General features: G+C 41.9%; 19 protein-coding genes and 1 pseudogene. 15 read left to right on the top strand and 5 right to left on the bottom strand.

The annotated features are described in order from the left end of the window. Nucleotides 1-561: 561 nt before the first annotated feature. The 10 genes and pseudogenes from ABEW73_RS29595 to ABEW73_RS29550 all read left to right on the top strand — a co-directional run bounded on the left by ABEW73_RS29595 (nucleotide 562) and on the right by ABEW73_RS29550 (nucleotide 9,972). On the top strand, nucleotides 562-1,008 hold the full coding sequence (locus ABEW73_RS29595) for a LytTR family DNA-binding domain-containing protein (protein ID WP_430171500.1): 447 nt from the start codon (nucleotides 562-564) through the stop codon (nucleotides 1,006-1,008). A gap of 13 nt (nucleotides 1,009-1,021) precedes the next feature. Beyond that, complete coding sequence (locus ABEW73_RS29590) at nucleotides 1,022-1,450, top strand: DUF3021 family protein (protein ID WP_430171502.1); 429 nt, start codon at nucleotides 1,022-1,024, stop codon at nucleotides 1,448-1,450. A gap of 178 nt (nucleotides 1,451-1,628) precedes the next feature. Then, nucleotides 1,629-2,936 (top strand): alpha/beta hydrolase family protein, encoded by a 1,308-nt coding sequence (locus ABEW73_RS29585; RefSeq protein WP_430171504.1) that lies wholly within the window; start codon nucleotides 1,629-1,631, stop codon nucleotides 2,934-2,936. A gap of 785 nt (nucleotides 2,937-3,721) precedes the next feature. After that, nucleotides 3,722-3,982, top strand: a pseudogene (locus tag ABEW73_RS29580) (phosphotransferase-like protein); the annotation flags it as partial. Between the two features lie 376 nt (nucleotides 3,983-4,358). Beyond that, on the top strand, nucleotides 4,359-4,796 hold the full coding sequence (locus ABEW73_RS29575) for a nuclear transport factor 2 family protein (RefSeq protein ID WP_430171505.1): 438 nt from the start codon (nucleotides 4,359-4,361) through the stop codon (nucleotides 4,794-4,796). A gap of 29 nt (nucleotides 4,797-4,825) precedes the next feature. Beyond that, a complete protein-coding gene (locus ABEW73_RS29570; protein WP_430171507.1) occupies nucleotides 4,826-6,043 on the top strand; it encodes an epoxide hydrolase family protein in 1,218 nt (405 codons plus the stop codon). Between the two features lie 328 nt (nucleotides 6,044-6,371). Continuing rightward, nucleotides 6,372-7,193 carry an SDR family oxidoreductase gene (locus ABEW73_RS29565; RefSeq protein WP_430171509.1) on the top strand — a complete coding sequence of 274 codons (822 nt, stop codon included), beginning with the start codon at nucleotides 6,372-6,374 and terminating at the stop codon, nucleotides 7,191-7,193. A 99-nt stretch (nucleotides 7,194-7,292) separates the two neighbouring features. Next, the gene (locus ABEW73_RS29560; protein WP_430171511.1) at nucleotides 7,293-7,877 is read left to right on the top strand and encodes a TetR/AcrR family transcriptional regulator; all 585 of its coding nucleotides are present in this window, start codon (nucleotides 7,293-7,295) and stop codon (nucleotides 7,875-7,877) included. Nucleotides 7,878-8,265: 388 nt separating this feature from the next. Beyond that, nucleotides 8,266-8,724 carry an IS200/IS605 family transposase gene (gene tnpA, locus ABEW73_RS29555; RefSeq protein WP_430171772.1) on the top strand — a complete coding sequence of 153 codons (459 nt, stop codon included), beginning with the start codon at nucleotides 8,266-8,268 and terminating at the stop codon, nucleotides 8,722-8,724. Between the two features lie 879 nt (nucleotides 8,725-9,603). Next, entirely contained in the window at nucleotides 9,604-9,972 is a 369-nt protein-coding gene (locus ABEW73_RS29550; RefSeq protein WP_213646880.1) for a VOC family protein, read from the top strand. Nucleotides 9,973-10,348: 376 nt separating this feature from the next. On the opposite strand, the gene ABEW73_RS29545 is transcribed toward ABEW73_RS29550, so the two are convergent. Further along, nucleotides 10,349-11,104 carry an SDR family NAD(P)-dependent oxidoreductase gene (locus ABEW73_RS29545; protein WP_430171513.1) on the bottom strand — a complete coding sequence of 252 codons (756 nt, stop codon included), beginning with the start codon at nucleotides 11,102-11,104 and terminating at the stop codon, nucleotides 10,349-10,351. A gap of 233 nt (nucleotides 11,105-11,337) precedes the next feature. On the opposite strand from ABEW73_RS29545, the gene ABEW73_RS29540 reads away from it, so the two are divergent. Continuing rightward, complete coding sequence (locus tag ABEW73_RS29540) at nucleotides 11,338-11,721, top strand: MerR family transcriptional regulator (protein WP_430171774.1); 384 nt, start codon at nucleotides 11,338-11,340, stop codon at nucleotides 11,719-11,721. Nucleotides 11,722-12,017: 296 nt separating this feature from the next. Here ABEW73_RS29540 and ABEW73_RS29535 read toward each other — a convergent pair whose 3' ends face one another. Next, complete coding sequence (locus ABEW73_RS29535) at nucleotides 12,018-12,704, bottom strand: SDR family NAD(P)-dependent oxidoreductase (RefSeq protein ID WP_430171514.1); 687 nt, start codon at nucleotides 12,702-12,704, stop codon at nucleotides 12,018-12,020. Between the two features lie 155 nt (nucleotides 12,705-12,859). On the opposite strand from ABEW73_RS29535, the gene ABEW73_RS29530 reads away from it, so the two are divergent. The 3 genes from ABEW73_RS29530 (at nucleotide 12,860) to ABEW73_RS29520 (ending at nucleotide 14,204) form a co-directional block, all read left to right on the top strand. Beyond that, complete coding sequence (locus tag ABEW73_RS29530; protein WP_430171516.1) at nucleotides 12,860-13,438, top strand: TetR/AcrR family transcriptional regulator; 579 nt, start codon at nucleotides 12,860-12,862, stop codon at nucleotides 13,436-13,438. A 399-nt stretch (nucleotides 13,439-13,837) separates the two neighbouring features. Beyond that, nucleotides 13,838-14,104: a hypothetical protein gene (locus ABEW73_RS29525; RefSeq protein WP_430171789.1), complete on the top strand. Its 267-nt coding sequence runs from the start codon at nucleotides 13,838-13,840 to the stop codon at nucleotides 14,102-14,104. Next, on the top strand, nucleotides 14,022-14,204 hold the full coding sequence (locus ABEW73_RS29520; RefSeq protein ID WP_430171518.1) for a hypothetical protein: 183 nt from the start codon (nucleotides 14,022-14,024) through the stop codon (nucleotides 14,202-14,204). The genes ABEW73_RS29525 and ABEW73_RS29520 overlap by 83 nt, the downstream gene beginning before the upstream one ends. A gap of 140 nt (nucleotides 14,205-14,344) precedes the next feature. Here ABEW73_RS29520 and ABEW73_RS29515 read toward each other — a convergent pair whose 3' ends face one another. The 3 genes from ABEW73_RS29515 to ABEW73_RS29505 are packed head-to-tail and all read right to left on the bottom strand — an operon-like array spanning nucleotide 14,345 to nucleotide 16,025. After that, nucleotides 14,345-15,088, bottom strand: a complete 744-nt coding sequence (locus tag ABEW73_RS29515) for an SDR family oxidoreductase (RefSeq protein ID WP_430171520.1) — start codon at nucleotides 15,086-15,088, stop codon at nucleotides 14,345-14,347. Nucleotides 15,089-15,129: 41 nt separating this feature from the next. Then, nucleotides 15,130-15,432: a Dabb family protein gene (locus ABEW73_RS29510; RefSeq protein ID WP_430171521.1), complete on the bottom strand. Its 303-nt coding sequence runs from the start codon at nucleotides 15,430-15,432 to the stop codon at nucleotides 15,130-15,132. A 23-nt stretch (nucleotides 15,433-15,455) separates the two neighbouring features. Beyond that, on the bottom strand, nucleotides 15,456-16,025 hold the full coding sequence (locus tag ABEW73_RS29505; protein WP_430171523.1) for an NADPH-dependent FMN reductase: 570 nt from the start codon (nucleotides 16,023-16,025) through the stop codon (nucleotides 15,456-15,458). 193 nt (nucleotides 16,026-16,218) lie between these two features. Between ABEW73_RS29505 and ABEW73_RS29500 the strand changes: the two genes are divergently transcribed. Continuing rightward, complete coding sequence (locus ABEW73_RS29500) at nucleotides 16,219-17,082, top strand: helix-turn-helix transcriptional regulator (RefSeq protein ID WP_430171525.1); 864 nt, start codon at nucleotides 16,219-16,221, stop codon at nucleotides 17,080-17,082. The last annotated feature ends 706 nt before the right edge of the window (nucleotides 17,083-17,788 follow it).

The following is a 17,788-nucleotide window of genomic DNA, read 5'->3' as shown; positions in this document are numbered from 1 at the left end:
CATGTCGTAATGGTGCTTAAATTCCCAAACTTATTTTTGGATCTTTTCTTTATGACATGGCTACGAACTAAAATGGTTAGCGATATGATGTTGCCGGATTATGCGAATAATGCTAACCATGAGATTGTGCAGCTGAGTCATGATTTAATGAAATTTTAAGTCAAAATAATATCAAATCGGAAATACATGTTCAGTAATTGGGCGTTAATCTGAATATGAAAATCGAAATATATAGTTTTTCGTAGCATCCTTGACTAAACTAACGGGAAACGATAATTGAACAACAACAGCGGCAGTCTAAGACTTTATTTATCAAGTCTTGTTCTGTCGCTGCTTTATTTATTGGACCCACAAGAAGTGTCGAGGGACAAGTAGATGATCCCAAAGAAAGTTGTCGGAGGACAAGAACATAGTCCGATTGCCGATTAGATGTGTATCTAAAAAAAAGCGATTTAGTTAAACTGATCCTGTCATTTTAGTTGCTTAAAGTAGAAGCTTCCGCGTTTTCGTTGTATGATTCACGTTATAAAAGTAAACAAGTTTTAATTCGAATTTCCGAGGGTGATTTTTATCAAAATTTTCATCGAAGTAATAGACCATACAGAAGAAGAGGAGATCCGCATCAGGTGTCACCAAGTAGACGAAGAAATACATGAGCTCGTTAATAAAATAAAAACCGAAACTCTCATCATACTTGGTTATCATGAGGATAAGATCAGCCGCATCAAAATTAGTGATATTTATTATTTTGAAGCTGTTGACGGAAAAGTTTTTGCGTATTGTAAGAACAACGTTCATGAAGTCAAACAAAAGCTTTATGAACTGGAGGAACTTTGCAAAGAGAAACATTGTTTTCGCGCCTCCAAATCCACCATTCTAAATATAGCTAAGATTTCCAGTATTCATCCGTCGATCAGCGGCCGTTTTCAAGCATTATTAGATAACGGGGAGAAGGTAGTCATATCACGGCAGTATGTGCCAATGCTTAAACACCTACTTGGATTATAAAAGGGGGATCTATATGAAGTATTCCAAGCTCATAAAAGAAATGATTAGAGATTTCTTAATTATATTTGCCTCCATCATTATAATCATCGCTATTTTGCGGCAAATCTATGCTCCTGATGCAAGTTTCGAATTAAAGACGATTTTTACAATTATGGTTTTCTCTTTTCTGGGTGCTTTGACCGGAATCATTTTATATACGCCGCATGCAATTAGCGAGAATAAAATGCGCCTCCGAGTGATTTTACATTTCCTTTTTCTGGAATCCCTATTAATTTCTCTGGCTGTCCTATTGAATCTCGTATACGGCACTTTCGGCATACTATTATTGGCTTTGGAAATTGCCGTAGTTTACGCTATCGTTCGCCTGCTGACGTATAAGAATGACAAAAAGGAAGCTCAGAAGATCAATGAAAGACTAAAAACATTTAAAGACGAGGTTTAGAAGATATACACAAACCGCTCCTAAATAAAGTCGTATTCCCAGCGTAAGTACAATTTTTTGCGTTGTTTTTTACAACCTATTGGCTCTCAGCTACAGCTTATCGTTTATGCGTATACACCTGCCTCTTCCATTTATTATGATGAACTCAAAAATGTTGGAGGAGGAGATGAGAAGTCTTATGGAGATTTTAATACTTGTTGTTACGTTGGTCTTCGAACTGGCAATTGCCGTTTATTCCATTGTAACCAAGCAAAGCCGCAACAAGATGAAGAGTTGGACGAGGATCGCAATGTTTATAGGATTCATAATGCTGAGCTTGGGGAAAGTTGTCGTATGGGAGTACACTTGGGGGCTGTTTGTAGGCTTGCTCTTTATATTAGCGTTCAAGGAGATGGTTGCACTCCTGCGCAAACAAATACACATTCCGCGTTACAAAGCTTTTTCTACGATATGGAAATTTCTTTTGTTAGCACTGACCGTAGTCGTTACGCTTGTTCCTGTTTTACTTTTTCCACAGTATAGGTTGCCGCAAGTGACAGGTCCATATCCAGTGGCCACCGCCACTTACACCTATACGGACAAGAATCGTATCGAAGAATTTAAGGATCAGGATGACAATCGGTCTGTTAACGTGGAATTTTGGTATCCTGAACAGGCAGACGGAACCTATCCTTTACTTGTGTTCTCCCATGGAGCATTCGGTATTAAAACCAGCAACACTTCTACCTTTACAGAACTTGCGAGCCACGGTTATGTCGTCGTTTCGATTGACCATCCCTATTATTCTTTTTATACCGTTTCCGAGGATGGAAAGGTCGTGACGGTTAATCCCGAGTACTTGCAAGATTTCAGCAATGCAAATATAAAAGGGGTTTATCCGCTTGGTAAGTTTTTCGAACTTAATCAAAAATGGATGAAATTGCGAACGGATGATATGGATTTTGTCATGGATACGATTTTGGATCAAGCTGAGCAAAAAAAAGATTCTGTATATGAACGCATCGATACACAGAAAATAGGCGTGTTCGGCCACTCTATGGGGGGGGCGGCAAGCGTAGCACTGAGCAGGGAACGCGATGACATTGACGCCGTAGTAAATATAGATGGTCCGTTTTTTAGCGAGCTTGTGTATGATAAAGTTACGAACGAATTAACTGCAAAACCCGAAGCTTACACCATCCCGCTTCTTAACGTTTATTCGGATGATGTATGGATACAGCTCGACAACAGTTCTTCGTATATCGCGAATAGTATTTCGAATGAAAATTTTAAAGGTGCATTCAACGTTCATTTTAAAGGCGCAAAACATTTAAGTTTAACCGATTTACCTTTATTCTCGCCTATATTGGCAAACCTGTTGCAAGAAGGCAGAAAAGCAGATATTGATAAGTATTATGCGATTGAATCTCAAAATGAACTTATCCTTCGTTTTTTTGACTATGCGCTAAAGAATCAAGGTCAGTTTGCTCCAAAAGCGACGTATTGAGTATCTTTTCCGCATGCAGGAGAAGATAGGAAAAATATAAAGCACCCGAACAGTGATACCGTATCCTTGCTTGCTTGTTAATGAATATGAAGTAATGTGGGAAAAAGCAATTGTGACGCGGGATAAATTATGCGAATGATTTGACTACAGGAAGCAGTGTAGTCTTTATCTGCTAGTTATGGGGATACCGCCAAAGTGAGAAGTTATTTTTTTATCAACAACCAGGAGGGATTCCGTGAACGTTTACAACATGATTCAAGAAAATGACCCTACATACAACATGATGGTCGGCGGCCCAAACCCGCAAGCTCCTGTAATCCTATCCCTGCTAGGGGGGACTCTATTTTCAATCCAACGGTGTAGAGACGCTGGGTTCGATAGAGAGAAAGGGTAGCTCTGGATCCTCACACGGACAGGATCAGAGCTCAGTCTGAAGGAATACCAGAATGATCGCTTAAAAGACAACTCTCTTTTTAATTCTCGTGCGAGCGTGGTGATCTGATGTCGGTGGACAAGAACATGGTCCCTTTGAAAGTCGCTATTAGCGGCTTTTTTTGTTTTATCGGTACAAGTTCTTGTCCTTGGCTCGGGACAAGAACTTGTACCGATTGCCGTAAAGGACAAGAACCTAGTCCGATTACCGATTAGATAAGCATTTAACTACATTTCACTGCTCTAGTTCATTAAGCTAACGGGCAGGATGCTTCTCGAATATTTTATCAGTTGGATAATTTAATGAACTTTGTAAATAAAACGTTGTCTGGATAAATGTGAGGGTGATTCGTTTGAAGCAAGGACTAATTGTGTTTATGAACGGAACTTCAAGTTCAGGAAAGACTAGTATTTCTATGGAACTGAAAAATCAGAAAGAGATTCCTTTTCATCATTTATCCATAGATGATTTTTTTGGTAATTACAATGATTTTATTGATAATAAATTTCCAGATATTGAACCTACAAGAGAAGTGGATAATGTCGGACAAATACTTTTTAATCCCATAATCTCAGTGTACTATGCAACAATTAAATTGTTTTCAGAAATGGGTCGATCTAATCTGTCGAAAAGGAGAAAATTTTTCTTTACCAATTGACAAATAACGAGGTTCGCCCTAATATTAGAATGAACGTTCGATCTAAACTATCGCGAAAGGAGATTTCATCTTTCTTAAATCAATTTGAATCAATCATGATGATGTTCATTATTGGAATTCAGCGGACTATTAACTGCGAAAGCAAAATATACTCTAAAATTAGAATGATCATTCAATCTAAATTGCTTTTGCAAAACCAAGCTTGGCTTACTTTATTACCGGCGCCTGCGGGAATGTTTACGGTAGCGAGATTGTACTACTTATAGAATGAATATTCAGTCTAACCAATTAGGTTGAATATACTCTTGCTAAGTATAAAGGAGTGAAAAAAATGGACGACATCCAAAAGCTTGTCGCAATTGAAGAGATTAGCAATCTTAAGGCTCGCTATGTTCGGTATGCTGATGAGAAAATGTGGCCAGAACTTGCAAAATTGTTTACTACAGATGCTACTTTTGAAGCCTATGATGAAAAAGAAAACTTGCTTGTCAGAATGAAAGGTCAACAAGATATTCAAAGCACTATTAATGACAACGTTGGATCGGCACAACCGATTCATCACATTTTCTCGCGTGAGTTTGAATTCACATCGCCAACTATTGCGAAGGCGGTATGGTCAATGGAAGATAACATTATATTTTCAGAGGGCTCGGAGTTTTCATCGATTCGCGGCTTTGGTCATTATCACGATACGTACGTGAAGGTCGATGGCAAATGGTTCATTCAGTCCTTAAAAATTACTAGAGTTAAAATGGAATTCATCAAATAAATTATTAAATTAACGGAGGTATAACTATTATGTCACTTCAACAATATAAAATGAACATTCATGTATCGGATGAACAAATTGCTGATCTCAAAAGACGCTTGAAGGATACTCGCTTCATCAGCAATCCGGGAAATGAAGACCGATACTATGGTATCGACGCTAAATATATGAATGAATTGGTTGACTACTGGGCTAATGAATTCGACTGGCGCAAGGCAGAAGCGCAGATAAACGCTTTCGACCACTATAAAGTAGAAATAGATGGCGTACCTATTCACTTTATGCATAAGCCTGGTAAAGGACCAAATCCAATTCCGCTTATTATCAGCCATGGCTGGCCGTGGACGTTCTGGCACTGGAGCAAAGTTATTGGCCCATTGACAGATCCTGCGGCATACGGTGGAGATCCTGCAGATGCATTTGATGTTTATATTCCTTCGCTTCCTGGCTTCGGCTTCTCCACGCCGCTTACGAAGCCAGATATGAACTTCTGGAAGATAGCAGATCTTTTCCACAAACTCATGACGGAAGTATTAGGCCATAAAAAATATGCAGCCAGTGGTTCCGACTATGGCGCGCTGATTACAGGTCAACTTGGTCACAAATATGCGGATTCCCTTTACGGCATTCATTTGGGTCATGCGATTCTGCTCAATCTTTTCCAAGGCGAACGTCCATGGGACCTAACCGACGGATTTAAAGTGCCGGCTGGCGTACCAGATGATATTCGTGAAGGAATTCTTCACTTCCAACGCACTTATGTATCTCATGTTGCCGTTCACATGCTTGACTCTGCGACTATCTCCTATGGGCTGAACGACTCTCCGGTGGGACTTCTTGCTTGGATCATGACTCGCTGGTTGAAGTGGGGCGACGATACAGGCTACAATATCGAAGCCAAGTACACCAAGGACGAGCTTCTGACTATGGCATCGATTTTCTGGTTCAGCAACAGCATTGAGATGACGATTCGGATGTATACAAATGCGAATCGTTATCCATGGACGCCGTCCCATAATCGTACACCGATCGTTGAAGCGCCTATGGGTATCACTTTCCTTGGAGGCGAAAATCCTCCGGGTACTACTAAAGAAAATCGCGTTCAAGCGTTCCTCGACAGCCCTGACGCTGCTTGGTATAACCCGATTTACTTGAAAGCCCATGAAAGAGGGGGGCACTTCACGGGATGGGAAAACCCAGACGCTATTATTGAAGATATTCGTGGAACATTTAAAAAACTTAGATAAAATTGGAAGTATAAGATATGGAAGAATGATTGAAGTATTGACTAACGAAAAACGATAGTTAAGTGGAACCAGCGGTGGCATTCTGAGTCGTATTTTATTTTGGTTTCCATCTATTTTGTACGTTGACTCCATACATCTGACGGCGAATAATAATGCAAAAATGAATCTAAAGAGGGCTCTTTTCATAGGAACGCTAAGCAAAGAAAGTTATTGCTGCCGAAACCCATCCCTCGGTTCCATTTGACAGTTAGAAAATTTTACACCCCAAATAGAATGAACGTTCAATCCAATAAATTATGTATGAGTTAAACAACTGGAGGTTTTTAGTATGAGTAAAACAGTATTTATCACAGGAACAAGTTCAGGCTTGGGCAAACTAACGGCGATTCGGTTTGCTCAAATGGGCTGGAACGTAGCGGCCACCATGCGTACGCCTGAGAATGAAACGGAACTTACGGCATATGACAACATTAAAATTTTTAAATTGGACGTCACAAAGGTCGAGCAAGTTCAAACAGCAGTGGATCAAGCCATAGCGGCATTCGGGAAGATTGACGTCGTCGTCAATAATGCCGGTATGGGTACTTACGGTCCTTTGGAATTGGCAAAAGAGGAAGCGATCGACTGGCAGTTCGCCGTTAATACACGGGGACCGATCAATGTTATTCGTAAGTTTTTACCACATTTCAGAGCTAATGGCGGAGGCATGTTTATCAATATCAGCTCCTTCATGGGGATCACGACAGCGGTTCCGCTTGGATCGCTTTATAACATGTCCAAATTCGCTTTGGAAGGGTTGACGGAAGGTCTATATTATGAATTGAAACCGATGAATATCGAGCTTAGATTGATTGAGCAGGGCGGCTCTTCAGGTAATAAGTTTAAGGAAAGTACTATATGGAACCGAGATGAAAACATTAAAGATTACGATGATCTGATGACGAAAGTGCAAAATTTAATGAATACCGCGGAAACCAACGGCATTTTGGATGATCCTCAAATTATCGTTGATGCCATTACCGCTCTGGCAACGGGAGAAAGCAAGAAGTTCCGTACAGTCATCGGAGCAGCGGGTAACGAATTGATGGCTCTTAGAAACTCCGTTCCGATCGAAGAATATTTGGAAACATTAGCTAAGGACTATATGTAACGTATGCTGTAGTTGACAAATACAATATTCAATGGCTAATATAGAATGAACATTCGTTTTATTGGGCGGATTATCATTTTTTATTGGAGGCAAGTAACGGTGTTTGATAAATATCATAAAGTCCAGAAGGCGGTTCTGGAGACTACATTGTCCCTCATTATCGAGAAGGAGCTTCAGGCGACTTCCATGTCTTTGATTGCCAAAGAATCAGGTGTTTCAACAGGGAGCATCTACCACTATTTCGATAGCAAAGAATCGATTATTAATGAACTTTACAAAGCGATCGTAACGTTTAATGGAGAAAAAGTTCTTGAGGGTTTTTACTCCGATGAACCCATAAGAGTCCGCATAGAGCGTGCTTGGGAGAATTTGATTCGACTGTCTCTTGAATATCCTCAAGGATTTCGATTTATTGAACAATATTCTTTCTCGCCGTACATTTACGACGACGTCAAAAAAGAGGCGTATGAAGGCGGGTGGTGCGGTCCTTTGAAAAAGCTGTATGCGCAGGCGATTCAGGAAAAGCTGTTCATTGAGATGGATCCGTCGTTTATGGCTCAAATGCATTACGGCTCTTTCGTATACGTAGTAAAAGCATATCTGCATGGCAAGTTTACTCTCTCGGACGAAGAAATAAAACGTCTGATCGAAGTCACATGGAATAGCGTCAGTGCTCGCAATTAAAGCGGATAATATCAGCACCGCGTCGACAGAGCGAGCTCGTACAAATCTGTAAAACGGAGGCCATCGCTTTAATCCTGCTTTGTTCAAACTGCAGATAGCAGGTGGGGGAATTCCGTTAACCGAATTATGACATTTTACACAGTTTGTTTTAGCCTGATAGCAGTGACGGGCGTTCGTTAAACTAACGGGAAACGATAGTTGAATAAAACTTAATGTTGAGCAGACTACCACAGTCTGCTCATTTTATTTAGGCTTTAGCCAGTTGAGTGCGTGAAACGCGCGAAACAAAAAACCACCCGCTATGCGGGTGGAGGGAACAAGGGTTTGACCAATAAGACCATCCCGATAGAATTGAGATGTTCAGACGGGGTGAAAGGAATGGTCTTATATAGAAAACAAGAACTACAGTTTGGCTCACACAAAGTGGATATGCAAATACCACATTGTATTCACCCCGAAGTATAGACGGAAAGAGATCTATAATCAAGTGAGGAAAGATTTAATCGAAATTTTGAAACGTTTATGTAAGTACAAGGGAGTAGAGATCATAGAAGGTCACATGATGCCAGATCACGTACACATGCTGGTAGCGATACGACCCAAAATTTCAGTATCATCCTTCATGGGATATCTGAAGGGGAAAAGTGCGCTAATGATCTTTGAGAAGCATATGCAATTAAAGTATAAATATGGGAATCGGAAATTTTGGGCAGAAGGATATTATGTCAGTACAGTGGGTTTGAACGAAGCAACCGTAGCAAAATACATTCGTGAACAAGAAGCACATGACCAAGCAATAGATAAACTGAAGAATCCATTCAGCGACAATAGGAGCAAAAAGAAGTAAACCAGTTTAACTGGTAAGTGGAAGTGACAAATTACACTGAGCCTGAACAGATTTGTGGTCAGGCTAGCGTCTTTAGGCGCAGTTTGGAACAGGGGGTTATACCCCAAGAGCAAACCACCCGTTGGACGGGTGGTTATGATTTTATCGGTACAAGTTCGTGTCCCGAGCCAAGGACAAGAACATAGGCCGATTACCGATTAGATATCTATTTAATGAATTAACGGCCGTTAATTCATTAAGCTAATAGGCAGAAATTAAATGGAGGGACTCGTAAACAAAATAACACCTCCATCTTTCTCACCAGAAACTTAATTTTATCTTCTAACTCATCTATGGGACTACTGACATTCAGTTTTTAGTAGTTTTTCGTGTCCGTCAACCGGAAGAATTGGTGTGTTAGATTCTTGGATGGGGGAAGATGTCGTAGTCACTTAACCTGAATGTTTCAAAAATCGAGTATGAGAAGAAATCGAGTATGAGAAGAAATCGAGAAAATGAAAGAATGCTACTGACATACTGTTGGCAGTAGGGGGCTTGTATAATCAAGACATCCAAAGTGAGAGTGAGGTTATTTACATGACTCTATAATGAAACGAATGGATCGCTGATGCTTATTTCGAGGCGATGGCGAATAACCTACGAGCGAGTTATGAGTAGAGAGTTCTGGCTTTTGAGACAAAAGCTCTAGACACGATTAGTGCGTTATAGTCATGCCGTATGGTCACAAAGAGCTTCCATTGACATGTGCATTGTATTGGCGGTTTCCTTGAAAAGATCCCTGGAGAAGTATCCAAATCTATCTGTGATTGTTTTTTACTCATGTCAGTATTACAACTAATAACATAACAACCCCATATAACAAAGGAGGACATTAACATTATGTCAGCAATTGGACCCGACTTCATTTCACTTCAAGTGAGTAATCTTGAAAGCTCTGCAGAATTCTATCAAAACTATCTTGGACTGGTTCGCTCACAGGCAGGGCCACCTCATGCTGTAGTCTTTGAAACAAAGCCTATTGCATTTGCTCTTCGTGACCTGTTGCCTGAAACAGAACTCGGTTCAGGTACTCAGCCTGGACTTGGTGTCGCTCTGTGGCTTCATGCCCCCAATACGCAAGAAATCCACGACAAGCTTATTGCAGCAGGCGTAAAGATTACATCTTCACCAATAGATGGACCATTCGGACGAACTTTTACATTTGCCGACCCAGACGGTTACCTAGTTACCCTTCACAGTAAAGCCTAATACAAAAGTGTATCTAGCTTAACAATAGTGCTAACTTCTTCTGTCACAGTGAGCCAAATGTTATTACAACATTAAGACCTTATTCCTAAACAATTGTATTCTCCCCATACGGTAGACAGGTGAAATAATAAATCCTGTTACTGTAAGGGGAGTTTTTTCATATTGACGAATTGTCAAGTTATCAGCAACACTTCTTCCTGGTTATGCTATTTTGTTTTATCAACAGGTTTACGAACATATGCGTCTTCAAAGCTATCTTATTACATGAGCTTGGTAGTTCAATGTAGCTGACCCTATCCTTAGACACACAATATGGTCGTATTCGTACGGAAACAGCCCCAGTTTCACGGATTGTCTTTGCTGCCATTACTTGCGATCAGATATTCTGACCACCCGAAACCTCGATTCTCTGCCCGTTAACCCAGCGATTATCGGAACCAAGTAAGCTGGCGACTGCGGGACCAATGTCCTCGGGTACCCCGACTCGACCAAGGGCAGTCATCGCGGCAAACGTTTCATTGTAAGCAGGTATGTCGCGTACAGAACCTCCTAGAAAATCGGTTTCGATTGCTCCAGGTGCAATGGTATTAGCGGTGATACCTCGGTGACCAAGTTCTTTGGCCAAATAGATGGTTAGAATCTCGACCGCCCCCTTTGCGGCAGAATAGGCGGAGAATCCAGGAAAAGAAACGCGAGTAAGACCCGTTGAGAAGTTCACAATACGACCACCATCTGCAAGAAGAGGCAGAAGGGCCTGTGTCAAGAAAAACACACCCTTAACATGCACATTAAACAGGCCGTCGAACTGAGCTTCTGTAGTTTCGGTAAAGCCGGTCATTTCTCCGTAGCCGGCATTGTTCACCAGATGATCGAAAGTGGTGCTATTCCAGGTTGACTGCAGGGTCGAACGAACTGTCTCAACAAAGGCAGTAAAGCTGGAAATATTCCCAACATCAAGTTGTAATGCCACTGCTTTACGACCTAGAGATTCGATCTCAGCAACGACAGACTTTGCTTCTTCTGCTTGGCTACGATAGGTCAGGATGACATCACCGCCATGACGTGCAATACTGATGGCAGTATTGCGACCAAGTCCGCGGCTGCCGCCAGTAACGATTGAGATATTTGCCATTGTAACTTCATCCTCTCAGAAATCATTTTAATTTACATTGATATCATAAAAGATAAAGTTCACTTGAAGTCAAGGTTATTTTGATTATAATAATAAGTGCCTAATTAAAAAGATAAATTCACTGATTTCATTATTTTTCTCTATTTTTTATAGCGTAAATTTGGAAAAATCAATTTATGTTGCCAAATATTCTTTTAAAGTACACTTTAACAGATGGCGGTGAAGATTTAGTTATGTTGACTATAAAAGAAGTTGCCGAATTGACAGGAATAACAGCTCCCACCCTTCGATATTACGAAAAAGAGGGGCTGCTTCCCCATGTAAAAAGAAATGAAACTGGGAAGCGGCTATATGACGATGAGGATTTAAACTGGATATCCTTTGTTACCGCGCTTCGAGCCACAGGAATGCCGATTGCTCAAATTCAGAAGTATGTATACTTGTATAAAGAAGGGGACTCGACGATTGCGGAACGAAAAATGATGATGCTTCATCATAAAAAAGAAATTGAGAAGAGCATAAGGGAACTATATTTTAACCTGGATAAAATAAACTATAAACTTGCTCTATATGATGTAATTGAATCTCAGATTGAACGAACTAACATCAAAATTTGATTATACAAAAATACATTTCCAAATAGCCATACCTATACCGTCAGATACAGAGTGCTGCACCATGTATTTTTCGAGTCCGTACCGAGCTCCGACGAGGCGACGCGTACAGCGTGGCTGAAACAAATCGAGGAGGTAGCGGGCAAAGCGTAAACAATATGGTATTAGACACTATAATTAAACAACGCATCTCTTGATGCTTTCACTGTTTGATCCAATATGTCAATGGAACAATGGATATGGTTGTAGACAAGAGATAAGACAACTATCATTTCAATAGTTGCCTTATCTCTTTTGTATTAATTTTCACCAAGAATTTTAGTTGGATCAAGCCCTGGTGGGAATATTTCTTCAAAATGGTCCTTTTTCTTATATAAATTATACCAAGCTTCAGCAATAACATCTGGGTCCCCTGCTGTTCCGGGTTGTATCATGGCTCCGATTGAAAGATGTCCGACAAACACACCTTTTTCTTTCAACTCATTGTGCAGGTTTGCGGCATAATTACGAATACCAGCCCCAACGATTCCGGCATTCCCGGCATAAGGTAAAGGGAACATAGTAGATACGCCTGTTGTAAATAAAATTGCACCAGAACCGTTATTTATCATATCCGGTAGAACCTCATTTACGGAAAGAACACCAGCCAGCAAATAGCTTTTCATTATATCTAATACACTTTGAGGCGTAGTTTCTAGCACGTTTGTGAACTTATCCTCCCTGGCATAGGGGCTAAATTCTAGTACATCAATCGAACCAAACTCTTTTTTAGCTGCTTGAATGGCTTGTTTTAAAACAGCTAAGTCCGTGACATCCGCTAAAAAAGATTGCGTTTCAATATTTAATCCTCTAAGTTCACGTTCGATAATTGCTAATTTCTCAGGGTTACGTGCAATCACTGCTACCCTAAATCCATTCTTTCCGAATTTTTTGGCTAGAGACAAACCTAATCCAAGACCTGCACCAACTATGACAATAGTTTTCATTTTTCGTTAGCTCCTTATCTATGATATATTAAAAGAAACATATGTTGCTTTAATGAAAACTATACAGCCAAAGGTTTAATGCAACAATCAACAACCCTGTGCGAATGTTGCTATAGCCACAAGAATAATAAATTGTTGGTTTAGAGGTGAAGGAAATGGCCACAAAAGCAAGGAATATACGAAGGACACAAACGAAACAATCATTGATTAATGCTTATTACAATTTGGTTTCTAAGAAGGATTTTGAAAAAATTACAATAGCGGATATAACAAGGGGAGCGCAGGTTAATCGGGCTACATTCTATGCACACTTTAATGATAAATACGATTTAATCGATTTTATTATGGGGGATTTCGCCTCAGCCTCTATCGAAAACCATACTTCTGGTGTTGTGAAATTCGATCTGGACAGCATATATCAACTCGTTTTAGCAGTATGCGATTTTTATCAACAACCGAACATTAAATGTCGCAGCAGCTATGGTGGCTTGGTCCTACCGCAAATGAAAGAAAAAATACTAAATGAATTGAAAGTTTTTTTGTCGAAAAGTTTGGAACATATTTATACAGATAACGAAAAGAACATGTTTGTGCCTATTTTTGCACAAATCATTCATGAAGGTGCCTTACAATGGGCCACTGGTAGCATCACCACAAATAAAGAAGAAGTCGCCAAGAAGGTTGCATTATTTGTAGTGGGTGGATCTCAGTCTTTCGAAGGAGCATTACGCTAACCGGCACGGCGAGCCTGTGCGGATGTTGACGGCCGGCATAGCTGTCCGTGGTGTAATGGACCCTTGACCCATGTTGATCTACCTTGATGCGCAGCATCTGGCATTGACCGGGCTTTCCTGGAAGGTGGATCTTTTTGTCATCCAGACCATGTTGCTTGCAATTGTTACGGTACGGTGTATATGGAGACTGATGGGCAGGGAGAGCCTGTCTGTAATGAACATAATGCAATGCCGTACGGAGCGGGAGAGATTAGCTATAATAAACATTAACAATCGTATGTTATGGATACGGAACGATTCCAAATTGCGCGGGAGCCCCCACAACCGTTTCATGGCATTGAGTAGGACGTACGGTTGCGCACATCGGTTTTTTTTAGATAAGGAGAGGACGAGCGGAACATGAATGTGGAAGTGTATACGTTAAATGCGTTTGCGAAAGGGGAGCGTGACGGTAATCCAGCAGGCGTTGTCTTGGAGGATGGCCTCTCGCTGGATGCTGCCGAAATGCAGCTCATAGCGAAGGAATTGCGATATTCCCGAGGAGAGCGCGACAGGAACATCCAACGGTGTCCTGCTCAGTTATTTGTACCAACATGGCCAACGATCTTTGCGGGAAGTGGAGCATGTTATGTTCAGGCAAGGGTATTCGATGGATTGTCCTTCTGAAATCAAGGTTGGATTGCGCCTGAGCGAGAGCGGTGAAATCAACCAGGTTCGGGTTGGCGGTGTAGTGGTTGGCATTGAACGAAGACATATCACGATATAAGCGGAATCAAAAAGCCTAAGCCGCTGATTATGCGGCTTATTATATTTATGTTATCAAGTTCTTGTCAAAACACAATGACAAGAACTTGATAACATTCCCGACTGATGACAAGAACATTAAGTGTATTTAGATTTGATTGATTAAATGAATCCACCATTAACACGGATGGTTTGCCCCGTGATCCACTGCGATTCTTCGCTCGCAAGAAAGAGAATCACACCTGCAATGTCCTCGGTCTCTCCGAGACGTCCAAAGGCGTTCATGTTGGCTAGTCCCTGGATTTGTTCGGGTGTTTTGCCAACCGTGAAAAGCTCGGTATTTATAGGGCCAGGTGCTACAGCATTAATCGTTATTTTTCTATTTCCAAGTTCCTTGGCCAATTGCCGCGTGAATTGTTCAACGGCTCCTTTGGAGCCCGCATAAAGACTGTATGAAGGGAACATCTGACCCGCCACTGAAGTGGAAAAGTTGATAATGCGGCCATTAACGTTTAAATGCTTAGCGGCAAGCTGGCATGAAAAATAGGTCCCTTTGACATTAATCGCAAATAGCTGGTCGTAATCCGCTTCCGTAACATCGCCGACAGGTTTTGTAATGATGATCCCCGCGTTATTCACCACAATATCAAGCTTTCGGAACGTTCTCATTGTTTCTTGATAGAGTCTCTCCAACTCGCTCAATCGGCTGATATTCGCCTGAATTGCTGCGGCTACTCCGCCATTCCTTTGAATATTCTGTACAACTTCTGCCGCCTGATCTGCACGATTCGCGAAATTGATAACCACCTTGGCGCCATGATTCGCTAAATACTCGGCAATTGTTCTGCCGATTCCTCTGGATGCTCCGGTGACCAAGGCAACTTTGCCGGCAAGCTTCTTATCCATTTCAGCAATCTCTCCTTTCTAATGTGTTTTAAAGGGGAACATTAAGCAAACGGGTAATCCATAACGACGATTCTTTCAACAAACGGGCCTATGGATTGCAATAATCCTTGATGCAGGGGGTGCTGAATATACTCCCGGCAAGCCTGTTGATTCTCGAAAGTGACTCTGATCCCCAGCGTAAATCCCTGCATATGCTCTATTTCTTCCGTAACATTAATCCCGGCGCTAAGTTCCACGATCCCCGGAATGTTCCCTTTAAAGTCATGCGCGCGCTTTATTGCACTTTCTTTTACTTCAATAGAAACATCGGGCTTGAATTTCAATAGCACGATATGTTCAAACATCTTACTCCCTCCAAGGTTTCTGTTTATTTTTGACTTTGGAGCTGCTTCATTTGGGAGAGCTCCTTCATCCATTTCACGAAATTGTCGGTTACTAGATCAAGGTACTGAATGGTAGGTTCATCGGTCAGCTCACCCTTCTCATCAAGCTTCTCATGAACAAGACCAATGTACATTTCATTTCCAGGCAGAAGCGGCGAGGAAATACCGGATGCGAACAGAATGTCACGCAGATGGCCCTGCGCTTTGACCGATCCCAACAATCCCATGGAAGATCCGACGATCCATGAGGGCTTCCCGATCATGACTCGATCCACGCGGGATAACCAGTCAATCGCGTTTGCCATGACGCCGGGAATGGTCGAATTATATTCCGGAGTGATCCATAACACCGCGTCGGCAGCAGCGACTTTCGCCTTAAAATCGATAACCGGCTGCGGCGGAACAGACTCGATATCCTGATCGTAAAAGGGGAGATCCCGAATGTTCAGCACATCCAACTGAAAAAGATGCTGATAACGGTTTTGAATATAACGGGCTAACTTCAGGTTGTATGAATCTTTGCGAATGCTTCCGACTATGGCGGCTACTTTCATTTTCATCACCTCAATGATAGGATGTGAATGGAGTTAAATAGGTGGGGCGGATCATCACTGTTTATCCATTCTTGCTATTCCTCCTAAGGAGGACATAAACTAGTCTAAATGGACCCGAAGAGGCTAGGAAGAGATCTAGATATCGTAGGATTGGGAATCCTACGTTCATGAATAAGTAGGAGGCATGGAGATCATGGCAAACAGATTGGACCGTTATGAGGAATTGTCCCGTTTTTTGCGTTCACGCCGTGAACGAATAACTCCAGAGCAAGCAGGATTGCCGGATTCCGGACGCAGACGAACACCCGGACTTCGCCGCAACGAGGTAGCTCTGCTGGCAGACGTGGGATTGGATTGGTACACCTATTTGGAACAAGGGCGTCATATCAACGTATCCGCTGAGGTCCTTGATCGAATAGCGAAGGTGCTACGGTTAGATGAATCGGAACGCAGGCATCTGTACCATCTTGCCCGTAAGCAATTTCCCTTGACCGGTACGAAGCAACCCTCTAAGGTAACGCCGGAACTTCAACGTTTTTTGGATAGCCAGAACCTTTCCCCTACGAATGTCATGGATGCGCGCATGAACATCATTGCCTGGAATGAAGCCTACTGCGCATTACATGGGAATCTCACGGTTATGTCGGATAGGGAGCGGAATTTGGTCTGGATGACGTTTACTTCTCCCCGTTTCCGCTATGTAAAGGGAGACCAATGGGAACTGCATGCTCGGCGAATCGTTGCTAATTTCCATGCTGGATATGCGCGTCACGTCGACGATCCTTGGTGGTCCGAGCAGTTCGAGGCGCTTTCACAGGCTAGTAGGGAGTTTCGAGAATTTTGGGATTCCCACGAGGTTCTCGATGCTATTGATGCTCCTAAGACGCTGCATTGTCCGAATCTCGGAATATTGAATTTTGATCTTGTTTCGTTTCATTACTTGAACGATTCTAATTTGACCGTTTCCATTCATGTTCCTCATCCAGATGGCACGGTGGATAAGATGCAGCAACTGTTAATCGATTATCATAGCCAGCATTCAGAGCTGGTCTATTGAAAGCTACGTTTGCTGGCTAAATTAAAAAGGCGAGGTGTTAGATTATGAATACGTTAGAACACTTACTAGAACCGGAAGCTTAAAAAAGTTAATGATCGTTCAAGCAGCTCTGAATACGATTCTTTGTGAGACGGAATGGCTTCGTTATCATAGCTTTGTTCAAGAATAGGATGAAGGAGTTTGTATGGCAAAAATAGATAATGGGGCAGGGGATCATCTTGTCATGTTGTTTTCCGTTGGTAAATACAACATGACGAGGTTACAGTGGATCGATCGGCGGCCTCGCTCTGCTTATGTGCAGGATAACTTGATTTAGTTGATGTTGTGAGGTGAGACATGATGCAGCTTAGTATCAATTCGGTTTGAAGAAAGGTCGAGTCTGTGTTATTATCAGAAGAATCCAAATATAGCGAAGAAGAGAAGGCTATGCAATAGCGTTTATGTCCAGAGAGCAGAGGGATTGCTGAAACCTCCGTCGTAACGCATGTATAGTGTCGTCTCGGAGCTGTTGACCGAACGCAGAAGGCGTGATTGCACGCCCGCAAGTAGAATCAACCGGCCTGGCATCCGTTAACATGCTGCAGGTAAAGCATCGGCTTTACCTCATGAGACTGCAATTGCGAGGTTGCAGTAAACTTGGGTGGTAGCGCGATTCCCCTTTCGTCCCAAGGCTTCTAGCAGCTGCTTAGAGCCTTGAGAAGGAAGG

This window comes from Paenibacillus lautus (assembly GCF_050482385.1).
GTDB lineage: Bacteria > Bacillota > Bacilli > Paenibacillales > Paenibacillaceae > Paenibacillus_AQ > Paenibacillus_AQ lautus_B.
This window is presented reverse-complemented; position numbering and strand designations above follow the sequence as displayed.

Bases quoted from the DNA above. Each gene is read 5' to 3' on its own strand.
- ABEW73_RS29590 (WP_430171502.1), top strand. From the start codon at position 1,022: ATGAAGTATTCCAAGCTCATAAAAGAAATGATTAGAGATTTCTTAATT.
- ABEW73_RS29585 (WP_430171504.1), top strand. From the start codon at position 1,629: ATGGAGATTTTAATACTTGTTGTTACGTTGGTCTTCGAACTGGCAATT.
- ABEW73_RS29575 (WP_430171505.1), top strand. From the start codon at position 4,359: ATGGACGACATCCAAAAGCTTGTCGCAATTGAAGAGATTAGCAATCTT.
- ABEW73_RS29570 (WP_430171507.1), top strand. From the start codon at position 4,826: ATGTCACTTCAACAATATAAAATGAACATTCATGTATCGGATGAACAA.
- ABEW73_RS29565 (WP_430171509.1), top strand. From the start codon at position 6,372: ATGAGTAAAACAGTATTTATCACAGGAACAAGTTCAGGCTTGGGCAAA.
- ABEW73_RS29550 (WP_213646880.1), top strand. From the start codon at position 9,604: ATGTCAGCAATTGGACCCGACTTCATTTCACTTCAAGTGAGTAATCTT.
- ABEW73_RS29545 (WP_430171513.1), bottom strand. From the start codon at position 11,104: ATGGCAAATATCTCAATCGTTACTGGCGGCAGCCGCGGACTTGGTCGC.
- ABEW73_RS29540 (WP_430171774.1), top strand. From the start codon at position 11,338: ATGTTGACTATAAAAGAAGTTGCCGAATTGACAGGAATAACAGCTCCC.
- ABEW73_RS29535 (WP_430171514.1), bottom strand. From the start codon at position 12,704: ATGAAAACTATTGTCATAGTTGGTGCAGGTCTTGGATTAGGTTTGTCT.
- ABEW73_RS29530 (WP_430171516.1), top strand. From the start codon at position 12,860: ATGGCCACAAAAGCAAGGAATATACGAAGGACACAAACGAAACAATCA.
- ABEW73_RS29525 (WP_430171789.1), top strand. From the start codon at position 13,838: ATGAATGTGGAAGTGTATACGTTAAATGCGTTTGCGAAAGGGGAGCGT.
- ABEW73_RS29515 (WP_430171520.1), bottom strand. From the start codon at position 15,088: ATGGATAAGAAGCTTGCCGGCAAAGTTGCCTTGGTCACCGGAGCATCC.
- ABEW73_RS29510 (WP_430171521.1), bottom strand. From the start codon at position 15,432: ATGTTTGAACATATCGTGCTATTGAAATTCAAGCCCGATGTTTCTATT.
- ABEW73_RS29505 (WP_430171523.1), bottom strand. From the start codon at position 16,025: ATGAAAGTAGCCGCCATAGTCGGAAGCATTCGCAAAGATTCATACAAC.
- ABEW73_RS29500 (WP_430171525.1), top strand. From the start codon at position 16,219: ATGGCAAACAGATTGGACCGTTATGAGGAATTGTCCCGTTTTTTGCGT.